The organism is Halopenitus sp. H-Gu1, from assembly GCF_041821145.1.
In the GTDB taxonomy this organism is placed as follows: Archaea; Halobacteriota; Halobacteria; order Halobacteriales; family Haloferacaceae; genus Halopenitus.
The window spans coordinates 133,258-149,333 of sequence record NZ_JBGUBC010000003.1 but is presented as its reverse complement, the minus strand read 5'-3'; the positions used below and the strand labels follow the sequence as shown (position 1 = coordinate 149,333).

Below are 16,076 nucleotides of genomic sequence, written 5' to 3'. Positions count from 1 at the left end.
ACGATGAATGAGTTTCTGGGACGTGGATGGTCGTTCCCGGTCGCAACCGACTCGTCGGGAGCGATCGAACTCGTCGAGGGCGAAACGGACATCGAGCAGTCGATCAGGATCATCCTCGAAACCGCACCTGGTGAGCGAGTGATGCGTCCCGACTTCGGCTGTGGGATCCACGACTACGTCTTCGAGACGGTGGATGCGACGACACGGACGTTGATCGAAAGCGAAATCGAAGACGCGCTGACTCGGTGGGAGCCCCGGATCGAAGTGCTATCGGTTGCCGCGGAGATGGGCGACCGACGGGAGGGTCGTCTCGACGTCGTGATCGAGTACCGCATCCGCCGGACCAACGGCGAGTTCAACATGGTCTACCCGTTCTACGTGGGAGGTCGCTGAGCCATGGTCGCGGATCCAGAACTCGACGGCCGCCGCCGTGATGCGATCCGCGAACACATCGAGACGATCGCTCCGCACTACGTCGAGGACTGGGACGCGGACGCTGAGGATCCCGGATCGGCACTCGTTGCCCACTTCGCCGAGATGGCCGAGGACGTGATCGAGCGCCTCGACAGTACGCCGGCGAAACACCGCGTGGCGTTTTTCGACGAACTGGGGTTCGACCGCCGACCGCCCCGAGCCGCGACGGTCCCCGTTCAGTTCACGATCGCTCCCGAGGCCGGGGATACCGTCCGGATCGATGCCGGGACGGAGGTCGTCGCCGAGGAGACCGACGATCGACCAGCACGGACCTTCCGGTTCGAAGCTGAGGAGGCATTCGAGGCCACGCCCGCGCGCCTGCAGTCGGCCTACAGTGTCGATCCAGCAAGCGACGGGCTATTCGATCACGCAGCGGTGCTCGATGACACCGGGACGGCCGCACTCTTTGCCGGCGAAGATCGACAGGAGAACCTCCTCTACATCGGACACGCCGGACTGTTGACCGTCTCGAACGGGTCGACGATCCGGGCCGTCGTCGAGACGACCGCGGCCCCGGAGGTGATCACAGAGCGGTTGCAATGGGAGTATTACGGCGAGAAGTCGACGGGCGACGGGGAAAGCGAAGAGGGGTGGCACGTGATATCGGGGCCCGGCGTCACCGGGACGCCGGTCGACGTTATTCCGGACGATCTCGTCCCGATCGTCGATGGAGAGCGTTTCGTACCGCTCGCCCAACGCTCACGGACGGCGACGAAACGGTTGTTCAGGAGCGTGACGAAAACGGGGACCTCGAAAACACGAGATGAGGGAGCGTCCCTCCGACAGCTCTTCAACCCGAACGTCCAGAGCGAATCGATCCTGAGCCCGGAGTTCGACGTCCCGATCGAGCGGCTGCCGTCGTTCCCGGAGATATCCCTTCCTGACCCGGAATCCGCGACGAATCGGATGAACGTGGTCACGGTCGAACTCGAGCCGGATGGTCCCCTCCTGGAAACCGAGGTTAACGGACGGGAAAGCAGATGGATCCGGTGTCGCGTTCCCGACGAGAGGACGCCGACGGGGCCGCTCGACGTGGAACTGGCCGACGTCTCCCTGGCCGCCGCGCCCACGGAACTGGATCCCGACATGCTGCTCGCGAACGACGTCCCTCAGGACCCGGAGGAGGGATCGATCACCCCATTCGGTGATCGACCGTCCCACCGCGATGCATTGTACGTCGGTTGCGAGGAGGCATTCACGAAGGCCGACGCCGATGTGACGATCACCTTCCAGCCCGAGCTGCTAACCGTGACGATGCAGCCGGACGATCCGACATGGGTGATCCCGGAGGTGGACACCGAGGAAACCGGTCACGAGAAATCACTCCCGACGCTCACACCGGTCTATGAGGACGATGCGACCCGGCTTGAGGCTGATTTCACCGTCGAGAGATCGACCGATGGCGGAACCACGAACGTCAACGTCTCCTGGGAGTACTGGAACGGTGATGGCTGGGCAACGCTCTCGGTGAGCGACGAAACCGAGGGCTTTACGATCGACGATGAGCCGGTCTCCGTGACCTTCAGCGTCCCCGCGGACGTCGCCGCGACGAGCGTCGCCGGGCACGACGGCGTGTGGGTGCGCGCTCGTCTCGTGGGAGGCGACTACGGGGACCGCGTCTACGTCGACGAAGGAGAGAACGGCGAGAAGTGGGTTCCCGAGTTCCGGACCGACCCACCGGAATACGGCGATGTCTCGATCACTTACGAGTATCCGGAGGACCGGAATCCCGAACACCTGTTTTCGTACAACGCGCGGACCTTCGGTCCCGACCGCGTCGATCACGAAGGCCGGTTCGAACCGTTCAGGGAACTCGCCGACGAGGATCAGACGCTCTATCTCGGCTTCGATCGTCCGTTGGACGGCGGTCCCCTCCAACTGTTCGTCGACCTGGAGGAACACGAATACCCCGACGGCTTTGCCTCGCGGGTCCGCTGGGAGTACTGTGTCGATCCCGACGCCGACGAATGGACTCCCCTGGACACGACCGACGAAACCGGCGGCTTCACCGAACGGGGACTCATCGGACTCGTCGTCCCGGAGAAAACGACCGCGTTCGAACGCTTCGGGGAGCACCATCACTGGATCAGAGCGCGCGTCCGGGGCGAGTCCTTTGGGCAGTCGGGTCTGGATCTGAGCGGTGACGTCCGGATACCCCGACGACGGGCAATGGACGGTGATCGCAAGGCGTGTGGCGAGGTCGTCGTCACGAACCCGCCGGCGGGCGAGCCGACGAATGCTCGGCCACGGTTGCACGGAATCCATCCCAACACGGGCCACGCGAGGAACGTCACCGTCGTGGACGAGGAGATCCTCGGATCGAGTGACGGAGCGCCGGACCAGTCGTTTTCGGTGACCCGACCGCCCGTCATCGACGGTGAGGTCTGGGTAAACGAGCAGACCGCGCTATCCGCGAACCAGCGCGAACGGCTGGCGGCAGAACGACCCGACGACGTCCTCTCCGACACGGCCGAAAACGGTTCGATTCGGGCGTTCTGGGTTCGCTGGCACGAGATCGATGACTTCCTCGACTCGACGGAAGACCACCGTCACTACGTGCTCGACCGAACGGCCGGCGAGATCACCTTCGGTGACGGTGTCTCGGGGAGGATCCCGCCACGGGGGCGCGACAACGTGCGCGTGTCCTACCGCACGGGCGGTGGAGTCGAGGGGAACGTCGGGATCGGGGCCGTGACCGGGGCGAAGAGCTCGCTACCCTACGTCGAGGAAGTCACGAATCCGGCACCGGGCACAGGCGGCGCGGCGTCGGAGTCGATGGACGACGTGTTGGGTCGCGCTCCACAAACCATTCGCGATCGTGGGCGTGCGGTGACGCCGGCGGATTTCGAACGGATCGCCGCTGACGCCTCCCGTCGGCTGGCCAACGTGCGCTGCATCGAAGGCATGAACCGCGCGGGCGAGCGCGAGCCGGGGTGGGTGACGCTGCTCATCGTCCCCGACGATCAGCGGATGAAGCCAGTCCCGTCGATCGGCCTGAAGCGGGACGTCGAGGACGCCTTGAGCGACCGAGCACCGGCCTCACTCGTCGCCCGGGACCGGATCGTGGTCCGAGGGCCGAGCTACGTGGCCGTCGGGATCGAGGCGACCGTGGTCGGCGCCGACGTCCGGAGCGTTTCGGCCCTCGAAGAGCGGATCGACGACCACCTGCGGGAGTTCTGTCACCCGCTTACGGGCGGCCCGGACGGCGACGGCTGGGCCTTCGGAGATCTGCCGGACATCTCGACGCTGTTCGCCCTCATCGAGGGCATCGAGGGGGTCGATCACGTGTCATCGCTTTCAGTCACCTTCGACGGCGGGGAGAACGTGGTTACCGTCACCGAGGGGGAGGCGACCCCGAGCGTGGCGGCCGATACGCTCGTCTACAACGACAGCCACGAACTGACCGTCAGGATGGCCGACCGTCCCACCGGATCGGAGGGATCCTGAATGAGTCTCGACGTTCCCGATCTCGACGAACGCCGCTTCGAGGAGATCATGGAGGACGCACGAAAGCGCCTCCCCGTCCACAGCGAGGCGTGGACCGACCACAACGCCCACGACCCGGGGATCACCATCCTGGAGCTGCTCGCCTGGCTCGCCGAGTCCTATGGCTACGAACTCGATCAGGTCACCGACACCCACCGCGAGAAATACCTGAAGCTGCTCGACGCCGCGCCGCGTGAACCGATACGTGCAACCGGGCAGTTGACGATCGCCGACGTCGCGGAGCACGACGGGGAGACGCTGCCGGCCGGAACACCGATCGCCGCCGAGACGACGGGTGGCGACATCGAACCCTTCGAGACGAGCGACGCCGTCACGATGACCGCAGCATCGGTCGCCGCGGTGGTCTCCGAACACCCTCACGGCCGGACCGACCACACACGGGAGAATGCCGGAGCGGGACGCCAGTACCACGCCTTCGGCCGCGAGGCCGGACCGGGCTGTGCGCTGTATCTCGGCTTCGACGCCGACCCATTCGTCGGCGATCGACTGGACCTGGACGTCGATTACTACGACGACGACCTCCCCGATGAAGCCACCCACTACGACAAGGAATCGCCGTTCGATCCGTCGATCGAGGTGGCGTGGCAGTACTGTACCACCCCCGATCGATGGTACCGCGATACGGCCTGGAGTGACATCGATGTCCAGGTGGACGGGACCAATCACCTCTACCGGGGTGGCCGGGTTCGGCTGGCGCGACCCGAGGACTGGCCCGACGACCCCGAACCGGTGACTATCCTCGAACGGGACCAGCCGCTGTACTGGATCCGCGGTCTCGCCTGCGCACGGGCGGATGACGACGAGCGCTACGAGGTTCCGCCACAACTTGACGCGGTCCGTCCCAACGTCGTCCCCGTCTGCCATCGCGAATCGGTCGGGGAAGTGACGTTGATACCGCCGGACGGGGACGTGACGACGGCGGCGCCGGAGGGCAAGCGGACGACCGGGACGCCGAACCAGCGCTTCGCCTTCGAGCAGGCCCCCGCGTTCGCGGCGTCGGTCCACGTCGGCGGCGAGCCCTGGACCGAGGTGGACGACTTCGACGCCTCGGGACCGTCCGACCGACACTACGTTCACGATCCCGCCGCTGGCGAGGTTTGCTTCGGCGACGGTCGTCGTGGCGCCATCCCGGAACCGGGTCAGGAAGTCGTGGCACACTCGGTCGCATACGGCGGAGGAACGGACGGAAACGTCGGCAGGGACGTGACCTGGCAGGTCACCGCCGATCGGTTTCGGACGCTCGACGTCTCCCCTCTCTCACGGATCGCGGGGGGTCGTGATGCCGAATCCGTGGATGACGCCCTCGCGCGAACGATCGAGGAACGTCGGGAGCCCGCACGAGCCGTCACCGTCGATGACTACCGGACGATCGCCACCCGGACCCCCGGACTGCGATTCGGGCGGGCGGGTGCCATCGTGGACGAGGAGGGTGGCTCGGTCCGGGTGGTCGTCCTGCCGTATGCGCCACCGACTATCGAGCGTCCGATCCCCACTCGTGGCTTTCTCGACGCGGTCGAGACCCACCTCCGTCGACACACGCTCTTGACCGAACGTGTCGAAGTGATCCCGCCACAGTACGTTCCCGTAGACGTGACTGCGGAAGTCACCCTGACTCGTGGGGTCGGAACCGCGGAGGAACGACGGAGGGCCGAGGAGGATCTGACCGCCTTCCTCCACCCACTCCATGGCTTCGAGGGGGACGGCTGGCCCTTCGATCGGCCGATCTACGAATCCGAGATCTACGAGATACTCGAGGCGCGGACCGGCATCGACGGCGTCCGTGACGTGCGGGTCGTTGCGGGTGGCGATACCGACATCGAGGAGAACGCCGCACTGTTGCCGTATCCGGACGACATCTCCGTCGTCGTCCGCTCGGGACCACGCGATCAGTGTGGGAGGGACGTCTGATGGAGTTCGCAACGTTCCGGACCGAAGCCGGCGACGACTGGGCGGAGTGGTATTGCCGGAACGTAGACCGCACCGCATCCGGAGTCTCGCTCGCTCGCGAGGACACACCGACGTGGGTCTCTCCACGGCCCCTGTTCGGCACGGACGAGGCGGTACCACCGATCGAGGGGGACCCGATCGACGTGGCCGTCGACGCCTGCGGGAATCGCTACCTGCTGACGGCCGCGGGCGAAGTGTACCGTCACACGGTTGGTGAGGACTCCGTGGATGAGTTGGGCTGTCTCTGGCGACCCGATGCCGATCCGCGGGCTATCGCCGTCACTCGGGAGACGATCTACATCGCCTGGGGCGATCCGGCGCGTGTGCAGTCGTACTCACGGTCGCTCGGCTCGACGCGTCGATTCCGTTCGGTCGACGATCCGGTCGATTTCGTCCGGATGAGAGACGAAGTCCACCTCCTCGACCGGGGCGAGCGACCCGGCAGCGGGACCGTCCGCTCGCTACGGGCCGACGGCGAGGACGAGGAACTGGTCACGGGACTCTACGATCCGATCGATCTTGCAGCCGACGACGCGGGAACGCTGTCCGTCCTCGATCGAACGGTCCGCGATGAGCCCGCGGCCTCGGATCGATACGTGGTCCGCGTCTTCGAACGGGACGTCCTGGCGTCGCCGCCCGCCAGCGCCGTGGACGCGGTCCGAGTACGCCCCCGTGGCTTCCGGGTGCAGGATACCGACGACCCGTTCGTCCCGTCGACCATCGCTGTCGCCGGAACTGGCGATCTCGTCGCCGGCGTGTCACCGGACTGGGACGGACAGCGAACCCTCATGCGCTACCGATCCAGCGAGGCGGCATTCCAGCGGCAAGCGGCGTTCCGTCGGGGCTGTATCCGACTCCGTGCGCCCCACGGTATCGACGAGTTGATCGCCATCGACGGGGACGGCAGGGTCACGGCCCTGGAACCGGTCCACACCACCGTCAGTGACGGTGATGCTGGCCCCGTCGGTCACCTGAGTACTCGTCTGGACGCCGGTGACGCCGGCACACAGTGGCACCGCATCAGCCTGGACGCCGATGTCGACGGGGCCGGAACGCAGATCCGACTCCACTACTGTGCGACCGACGACGATCGGCCAGCACCCCCGGACGCGGACGCGATGGAGCCTCCCGACGTAGCAGCCATCGGCGGGATCGGTCCGGAGTACGCCCGGCGACTCCGCGAGGCAGGCATCGAGACGGTCAGGGACCTCGCTGCCCGCGACGTGACCACCGTCGCGGCGATCCTCGGCGTCGAGGAGGTCAACGTCTCGACCGATCGAGCCGCCGAGTGGCACTCGGCGGCCGAAACGCTCCTCTCCGAGGCAGACGGCGAGCCGCCGGATCTCGAAGCCGTCGACGGAATCGGACCAACGTACGCGATGCGACTCCGCGACGCTGGAGTGGACGATCTCGCCGATCTCGTCGCGCTCGATGCGACCGTGATCGCCGACCTCGCTACCGGCGAGTTACTCGACGTCTCCTCGGAGCGGATCGAGACCTGGCTGGACCGAGCGAACACCATGGTCCAGGACCGGCCCGCGCTCCACGAACGGGACTGGAAGTCGGCGTCGCCTGCCAACCCAACCGAGGTGTTGCTATCCGACGCCGTCGGTCGATATCTCTGGGTTGCTGTCGAACTGGTGGGCACCGAGTACGACTCGCCGGTGGTCCGGTCGGTCGAGGTCGAAGCGCCCCGGCAGTCATACCTCGAGGAACTGCCGGCGATCTACCGCGAGGACGAAGCGAGCGCGGCGTTTCTGGAGCAGTTCCTCGCGCTGTTCGAGAGCGTCTTCACGGACGTCGAGACCGGGATCGAGGATCTGACGGGTTATCTCGATCCCCAGGGCATCCCCGCCGGCCCGGACCATCTGGCCTGGCTGGGAAGCTGGCTCGCAACCGAGACCGACGAGCAATGGCCCGAGGGTGCCCGCCGGGCGTTTATCGACCAGGCGTCGATGCTGTATCGCTCACGAGGGACCAGGGCCGGTCTGCTGGCCGCGATCGAGTTGTATCTGGAGTACGTTACGGTCGACCGGCCGGACTGGGACCGTGCCAGATCGCGCGAACGGGCACGCCTCGACGAACTCGTCGACGAAGGTGTGTTGACCCCGGAAACGGCCGACGCGCTCTGGACGGAGTACGACGAAATAGCGACGGCGACGGACGAGCCGCTGGTGCGCGTCATCGAGCACGCCGAACTCGACTGTCTATCCGACGGGGCGGTTCGGGTTCCTTACGACAACCTCCTGAGTTGTTCGACGGGCTTTCTCGTCCTGGTGCACCCGTGGCTCGACGACGAACACGTCGACACAATCCGACGAATCGTCGAGGGACAGGAGCCGGCCCACGCCACTGGCCGGACCGCGGGCTTAAAACGGCGAACGATACTGGCCGGGGCGGACGAGGACGACGAGCGTGCAGGTAACACCTACCTGGGGATCAATACGGCGCTCCCGGCGCGATCGTTCGAGGTGGACGCGGCCGGGCTCGGCCAGGAGACGGTCCTCACCGAACGGGAACCATTCGGCCAGCTCGACGTCCGCGGTCGGCTGGGACAGGACACGCGGATCCCCTAACGGGGGACGACAACAATGACACGGAACAGGGACTTCACGACGGACGGCGAATCGGCTGAGGACAGCGGGCTCGATCGGTTCGAGCGCAATCGGTATTTCCACGGTAAGCTGATGACGGCCCGGGATATGGCGGCCGATCAGGCCTATCACCGGGATCGCCTGCGGACCCAGGCACGCCTCGTAGGCGGCCGCGGCGTCGCCTGTGGTCTGAACGTGACCGTGACCGACGCCGACGACGGCGGTGTCACCGTCATCGTCGACCGGGGATACGGGCTCGATGGCAACGGAAACCCGATCGTCGTCGATAACGAAACGCGAGAGACCTTCGGTCCAAGCGAGGTGGATACGGAGGATCGCGTTGCCGTCTCCATCGCCTATCGTGAGTGCTTTCGGGAGACCGTCCCGGTCCCGGGAGCGGAGGACGCCTGTAACGACGAGTGTGAGTACAACCGCGTCCTCGAATTCGCCGAAATCATCTGCGAGGAATACGACGACGACACGGACTACGCCAAGGGCGTGCCCTCGGTCAGCTTTCCCACGAAGGGGGACCTATCCGGTCCCGCCAAAGGGGACGTGCCACCGACCGATCCCGGACTCGCGACAATCGCACGCTCCTACACCGCCGGTAACGGCGACGAAGGGGACTGTGCCACGGGTGATGGCAGGGTATTTTTGGGCATCTACGAACCGACCGATGGCGACACGTGGTCACGCGTTCCCGGTGCTCCGGCACGCGAGCGCGTGTACACCAACGACATGCTCTATGCCGCGACGGCCCGTCACACGGCCGACTTCGAGAATCCCCACCAATCCTCGCTCGCAACCGAGGACGCAACTGCGGGCGCCAGACTCCACATCGATGACGATCGGAGCGAAGACGCCGATGTCACCGTGACCTCCTCCGACAGCGTGCTCACGATCAGCGTCGACGAGGATTCCCAGGAGATCAACCTCACCACCGGAGAAGCCCTGGAAAAGGTGATAGAGAGGCGAATCGCCCCGATGGAGCAGTACATCATGGACAAATCGTTGAAGTACACGTATCGGATCTTTAGCGGCGTCGCGAGTGCGTTCGACACCGAGACGGCGGGCGAGATCGCACAGAGGACGAAAGAGGCCGCGGACGATCGAGCGTACGCGAGCAAGTCCTCTTACCGGGAATTCATCGAGGAGATCCACGACCTCGAGGTCCAACTCGTCGACGAGTTACGCGGCGATGTCACGGAGGGAACCATGTCCCGCTACGAGGAGGCCGTCGACCGGCTTGAGACCGTCCTGGAGAACGTAGCGGAGAAGGGCGTACTCGCCCTCGCCGTTGCACAGGACGAGGTCTGTGAAGGGGCCGACTGGTTCGAACAGCCGGACATGCCACCGATCGAGATCCCCGGCGGGACGCTACCAGGTGGATCGCTCCTGCCGAAGGATCCGCTCCGACCGATCGATCCGTCGCTTCCCGGATGGGGCGGCGATGACGGAGGAGATGATGGCGGCATCGAACCGATCCAGCCCCAGCCATTCGACCCGACCCATTCCGGTACGACGACGCCGATCGACTCGACACCGACCATCGAAATGCCGGATCTCACCGGCCAGACCACCGAGATCGCCGAGGAAACGCTCTCGAATGCGGGCCTGGACGCCACCGTCGAGACACAGCCCGTCGAGAACTCGACAGCCCTCGAGGGCGTCGGCGTCAACGAGGTGACCGAACAGGAGGTGACACCGGGTGAGACGGTGCAACCGGGTGACTCGGTAACCGTAACGGTCAACGAGCCACCGACGGTCGACCGGATCGATGGCGTCGACGACGCGGCGAAGACCACGCTCGAAGATGCCGGGGTCGAGACGGTCGGGCAGTTGGCCGCTTCCGACACCCGGACGCTCACCGACGCAAGCCTCGATGAGTCGACGGCCGAGCGCATTCAGTCGAAGGCGAAAACATACGCCGAAGCCCACCAACTAACCAAGATCGAAGGCGTCAGCACGGACGAGGCCGAAGCGCTCGCCGACACGGCCAACGTCACGACCATCGAAGGACTCGAGAGCACGCCCAACGAGCAGATCGAGGAAAGCGCCACGACCGCGGCCGAATCCGGTGCGGCATCGGGCGACGCTGCCGAGACGGTCGCGGGCATGGACCTGGAGACGGCCACCGAGAATGCGACGGCGTTGCGTCTCCAGTCGACGGCAGGGACGACGGATGAACCGTCGACGACCGTCACGGAGAAACCGGAAGGTGGCGCGACGAAGACATCGATCAGCGTTCCCGACCTCACGGGGCAGTCGAAAGAGACTGCCGAAGACGCGCTTTCGAGCGCCGGCTTGACTCCCGAGGTCGAGATTCGAACGGTGGCGGATCCCACGGAACTCCAGGCGATCGGCGTCAACGAGGTCGTCGACCAGGACCCGAGTCACGACACGTCGGTTCCGCCGGACACGACGGTGACGATCACGGTGAACGAGCCGCCGCCGGTCACGCGCATCGAGGGGATCGGCGATGCGACGGCCGAAAAGCTCGCCACGGCCGGCATCGAGACGGTCGGCGAACTGGCACGGGCCGACGTCGCGACGATCAGCGACGCGACCGGTGCCAGCGAGACGCGCGCCTCGGAGTGGCAATCGAGGGCCCGACGGTACACCGGTGCCTACGAACTCACCAAGGCTCCCGGCGTCGGCACCGACGAGGCGGAGGCCCTTGCCGACGTGGCCAACGTCGACTCGATCCGGAACGTACACAACACCGACACCGAGATCATCGAGGCAGCGACGGAGGCAGCAAAAACCGCGGACACAGCCGACGAAGAAACCGTCGAAAAAGCGGCGTCGATCGATCTCGACGAGGTCAAATCGAGCTTGAAGACGCTGGAACTCTGAACGCCCCGGACGCTCCGTTCCGGGTGGGCGTTCGAGCGAACCGCGATCCCGTCACGACGATCGCTTTCGAAAGAATCACGCCGTTCGGAGGCGTATACTCCGATATCGTGAGTAGTCTCCCGTCGGTTCTCATCTACGACGGACGTAAGAAGGTGTTTCGAACCGCAGTGAGCGTTCTCACCTACGGGATGGAGGACGTCGTTTCCGTCCCCTGGGAGTCCGACCCGATCCAGCGGTTTCTGGAGGCGCAATTCGGCTGTCAGCCGTTCGTGTTCCTCTTCATCGAGGGGGACTCAGTCCACGCCGGCGAAACAGCCGTCAAGCGAGTACTAACGGCCCGGGGAATTCCCCCATCACTCATCCCCGGATTCGAGCGTCTCTATTCCACGATCGCCGATCCATTCGGTCGGATCGTCCACGGGGAAGCTCCCGCGGATATTCACGGCACGTTCGATCTCGATCCCGATGCTCGGAGGTATATCGACGCGATTCGACGTCCGGACACGCAAGCGGGAATCGACTCTTGTGAGTGAATAGCCGACGACTCAGGTCCCAGCGAGGGCATCCCGGACCGCAGTTTCGATCGACGTTCGTTCGATCGGAACGACCGCCTGCAAGTCCTTCGATTCGTGCACGATCACCGGATTCCGCATGCTTTCGGCCAGTGATCGCGCGATCTCGTATTGCACGTCGGTGGTCAATCGGAGCCAATGTGAGGAGAGTTCGGGAGTCATTACCGGGACCGGAATGATATACACCCGTTTTCCCTTTTCACTGGCCGTCAATCGGAGCAGCGATTCGTACGTCCACACGGAGGGACCACCGATATCGTACGTCTCTCCTCGTGTCGCTTCGACGTCGAGTAGCTCGACGAGATAGGCGATCGTATCCCGGATCCCGATCGGCTGACACGGCGTCCGGACCCACTCGGGAACCAGCATCACCGGTAGCCTATCGGTCAGGTCGTTCAGGATTCTGAAACTCGCACTTTCGGAGCCGATGATGACCGCCGCCCGGAGCACCGTCAGGTCGTACGTCCCCTCCCCCAGAACCGATTCCACCTCACGGCGGGATTCGAGATGTGGGGACAGATCCACGCCATCGCCGCTGATACCGCTGAGGTACACCACCCGATCGACTCCTGCGTCCGACGCGATGTCGCGGAATCTCGTGGCGTACTCACGATCGCGTTCGGCAAAGTTCTCCGCCGTGAGCGAGTGGATCAGGTAGTATGCCACATCTACGTCCTGACACAAGCCGTCGAGCGAGTCGGGGTCGCCGAGATCGCCATCGAACGGTTCGACCGACTTTGGAAACGACCGTTCGCTCGCGCTCCGAGAAAACGCGACGACATCGTGCCCCTGCTCAACGAGTCGGCTGACTAACCGTGATCCAACGAATCCGGTGGCCCCGACAACGAGAATACGCATTGTTACCGTATACGCCCGGCACTGTCAATAGCGTTTGGTAACGTCCGCCACAGGTGAACCGCCTCGCTCCACCTGCATAAAAAACGAGTCGAACTATCGTGACGACAGCGATCCGGCCGTCGCCAGGTCTGAACCTCGCGTCGTCAGGACTGGACCTCGATCTCGGTGCCCGTGACGACTGCTCCCGCCTGGACGGGCAACCGAACTTCGAGGATGCCGTTGTTGTACTCGGCCGTGATCGCCTCGTCGTCGACGTCCTTGGGGAAGCGGAACCGACGATGGTAGGTCCTACGCTGACCGCGCTGCTCGTCCTCGTGTTCGGCGGCGACGTTGAGGATGCCGCTGTCCCACGAGACGGAGATTTCGTCGGGATCGAATCCCGGCATCTCGACGCTCAGGACGAACTCGTCGTCCTCTTCGTACAGTTCATAGTCGTTACCACCGGTTTCGAACAATCGGCTCGGGAAATCGGGGCTCTGCATCCAGGAGCTTGTCGGACTCGTGGGCAGTGCCATAGCTGATCACCCTGATTCCAGTAGATAGTTGTTCGCGGTTCATAATAAATTTTTCTATCATATCGTATATTTGTCACGGATTAGCAATAGAGGTCGACCATACTGCCGATTCGAATGCGGTCACTACGAGGAAAACACAGAGCCCTCCGTTCATACTCCACGGCTCTTCGAGCAGGAGATGGTCTCCGAGTTCGATCCGGTTAACGAACTGACCGTTCCTCCGAGATGGTGACCACGGTCGGCGTTTCTTCGGTCCGACGTCGGCCGCCAACGATGGGTCCAACACTCACGATTCGCGATCTAGCCACGGTGAGGCCAAGAGCGGTCACGAGGGAAGCCAAGGGCATTCATCCTTGGGGAAGCCAAGAACAGTCATCCCTGGGGAAGGTAATTATACGACGGTCGCCTACCCTTGTATCAGACATGACGGCGAGAAACGGGGAGAGGGACGACCGTCCGCCCGACGATCGACGTCGCCGTTTCCTCCTGTATGCAGCCCTTGCGGTGATCGGAGGTGGTGGTGTCGCCGGGGCATGGGCCGTCTCTCGACCCGATTCACCGCCGGAGCCGTCGGAGCCGCCGGTCTCCACGTCGACGCCAACGGAGTCGCCATCCGCCACCGACCCCGACGAGTCAACTGGTGCGGTGCCACCCGTCGTCAAGCGATACGCGCCCGACCTGTACTTCGGTGCCCGTGAGAAATGGTATCCCACCGATCCTCGGAACTACGTCACGGAGAGCGCAGACGGGCCAGTCGTGGATGGAGTTACCGCGCTTGAGAAGTACTCGGCGGCGTTCGACGAAACGGAAACGCCACCCGACCCGAGAGTATTTTACAACATCGTTGAAGCGGCGGACGGAGTCGACGCGATCCAATACTGGTTCTACTCGGTGTTCGATCAGTTTACGGTCAACTTCCATTGGCACGACTGGGAACTCCTCCAGGTGTTCATCGACCGGGAAACCGGCTCGCCCCTGTTGTTGTCCGCGAGTGCCCACTCCAGGGCGATCCCCAACAACGAGTTCCTCGAGCCCGAGGTTCCCGAATCCCGTCGACCGGGAATCCTCTCCGAGGTCGGGTCCCACTCGAGCGCGAGCGAGATCAACGACGTCGTTCCGAGTTTCGAGCGGCTCTCGACCGACAACTGGGACTCGGACGTGACCAACGACCTCTTGGACGTCACGCTGAACGTGGCGGCGCCGTTCGCTTACGGACTTCCCCGCGATGAGGGCGCCAGGCTTCCCTTCGTGATGCCGGAACTCGACGGCGAGCGTCTCGACCACCATCCGTCGTTGTCGGTCAACCGCGAGGACTTCATCGACGAGAGCGTGACCGTCGAATCCTGGCAGGGATTACCGCGACCGCCGGCTGACCTCCCGCTTCGCGAACCGGGGCTCGTGATGGCTCATGCCGACAGTCCGACCGAGGCGGATGCGACCTATACGCTCGAGTCGATCGGGGACGTTCGCGACGCAGTCGAGGGGTTCGTCGGCCCCCAGTTGAGTTTCGAGTTCGTGATCCCGGGGTTCCTCGAGAACCAGTTCGCCGATCACATCACTTCCGTCGGGATTCCCTGGGAACAGGATCGATTCACGGACCCGCTCGACGACGTCACGGACCCCGGCCACCGACAACGGATCGGCGGAGAGGCACCACCGGGACTGTCGGACCGTGTCGTCGGCCAGGTCCGATACCTCGGGTCCGGCTCCAGTGGAGCCCTCGGAAGGGTGACGGACGAGGCACGGGACGCCCTGGAGGATGCTGTCAGCGTCTCGCTGTACGAACCGCCGGTGGAAGTCGCCGTGCGTCTCGCAAGCGAGGATCCGATAGCCACGGTCACCCGCGATGGCGTGTTCGGGTATCTGCACGTCGATCCGGGGGATCACCTCCTCATCGTCAACGGCCCTGGTCTCGCTCCGCTTGCTGAACGGTTCGTCCACGAGGGAGGACTCGTTCGGGCCGGCGCAGACGGCGAACTGACGCTCGTCGCGACCGAGGACGTGGGGTGGATCCGGGGTGACGGCCGGGAAACGAACGGCATCGCTCACGTCCGCGTGATCGAGGACTATGCCGGCGTCGTCTATGACGGCCGGCCGGTCGAAGACGATCGCTTTGCCGTGGCAGTCCACCGTGACGGCCGCTATACCGTCGAGATCACCGATAATAACGGACGTCCCGGCGCATACAGGGTCGATCCCGAGACGTTCGATGACGATTTCGAGGCGATCCGCGAGGCCGTGGAAACGGGCAAAGCTGCGCTCGCGAGTACTCTTCGAGACGAAATCGCCGATCTGCGGACCCTGGCGCGCACCCTTACCGAGCAGGACGAAGACGGGAGTGAGGTGCTCGACCGACTGTCAAGTGCCCAGGAGGAAGCCGCCGCCGCAACCAACTCCGCAGACCGCGGCGACGCCCGCAGTGCGAACGAGGGGCTTTCAAACGCCGTCTCGTTTCTGGAGGAGGCCCTCGAACTCCTGTCGAGCGAGCGGCAGCAAGGATACGACGATGCCGCCGTAGCCGCACTCGAACCGGGCATTCATCGGGCGATCAAACGAGCCCAAACGGCGATCGACACCGAACTCGCATAGGCCGAAGATTCGACGTAGCAGTAGGCTACATCTCGACCGACTTGCGGCCGTCTTCACCGGCAACACCGACGACATGCTCCGTGACGCCGTTCCGGAGCCGGACGGGGGCAGTGCGAAAAACGCTCGCGGGCAGGATGCCGTCGCGTACACGTCTAGCGACGGCA

General features: G+C 64.6%; 9 protein-coding genes. 7 read left to right on the top strand and 2 right to left on the bottom strand.

Annotated features, from left to right (window positions below):
• The first annotated feature begins 3 nt into the window (after positions 1 to 3).
• The 6 genes from ACERIT_RS03905 (at position 4) to ACERIT_RS03880 (ending at position 11,911) form a co-directional block, all read left to right on the top strand.
• On the top strand, positions 4 to 393 hold the full coding sequence (locus ACERIT_RS03905; RefSeq protein ID WP_373673515.1) for a GPW/gp25 family protein: 390 nt from the start codon (positions 4 to 6) through the stop codon (positions 391 to 393).
• Positions 394 to 396: 3 nt separating this feature from the next.
• The gene (locus ACERIT_RS03900; protein WP_373673514.1) at positions 397 to 3,921 is read left to right on the top strand and encodes a putative baseplate assembly protein; all 3,525 of its coding nucleotides are present in this window, start codon (positions 397 to 399) and stop codon (positions 3,919 to 3,921) included.
• Positions 3,922 to 5,889, top strand: a complete 1,968-nt coding sequence (locus ACERIT_RS03895) for a putative baseplate assembly protein (protein ID WP_373673513.1) — start codon at positions 3,922 to 3,924, stop codon at positions 5,887 to 5,889. It begins immediately after the preceding gene.
• Positions 5,889 to 8,504, top strand: coding sequence for a helix-hairpin-helix domain-containing protein (locus ACERIT_RS03890; RefSeq protein ID WP_373673512.1), 2,616 nt, complete (start codon positions 5,889 to 5,891; stop codon positions 8,502 to 8,504). The genes ACERIT_RS03895 and ACERIT_RS03890 overlap by 1 nt, the downstream gene beginning before the upstream one ends.
• A gap of 15 nt (positions 8,505 to 8,519) precedes the next feature.
• A complete protein-coding gene (locus ACERIT_RS03885; protein WP_373673511.1) occupies positions 8,520 to 11,378 on the top strand; it encodes a PASTA domain-containing protein in 2,859 nt (952 codons plus the stop codon).
• 107 nt (positions 11,379 to 11,485) lie between these two features.
• Entirely contained in the window at positions 11,486 to 11,911 is a 426-nt protein-coding gene (locus ACERIT_RS03880; protein WP_373673510.1) for a hypothetical protein, read from the top strand.
• Between the two features lie 12 nt (positions 11,912 to 11,923).
• Here ACERIT_RS03880 and ACERIT_RS03875 read toward each other — a convergent pair whose 3' ends face one another.
• Positions 11,924 to 12,808: an NAD(P)H-binding protein gene (locus tag ACERIT_RS03875; RefSeq protein ID WP_373673509.1), complete on the bottom strand. Its 885-nt coding sequence runs from the start codon at positions 12,806 to 12,808 to the stop codon at positions 11,924 to 11,926.
• Positions 12,809 to 12,951: 143 nt separating this feature from the next.
• Positions 12,952 to 13,323, bottom strand: coding sequence for an Hsp20/alpha crystallin family protein (locus ACERIT_RS03870; RefSeq protein ID WP_373673508.1), 372 nt, complete (start codon positions 13,321 to 13,323; stop codon positions 12,952 to 12,954).
• A gap of 423 nt (positions 13,324 to 13,746) precedes the next feature.
• On the opposite strand from ACERIT_RS03870, the gene ACERIT_RS03865 reads away from it, so the two are divergent.
• On the top strand, positions 13,747 to 15,912 hold the full coding sequence (locus ACERIT_RS03865) for a hypothetical protein (protein WP_373673507.1): 2,166 nt from the start codon (positions 13,747 to 13,749) through the stop codon (positions 15,910 to 15,912).
• Positions 15,913 to 16,076 lie beyond the last annotated feature (164 nt).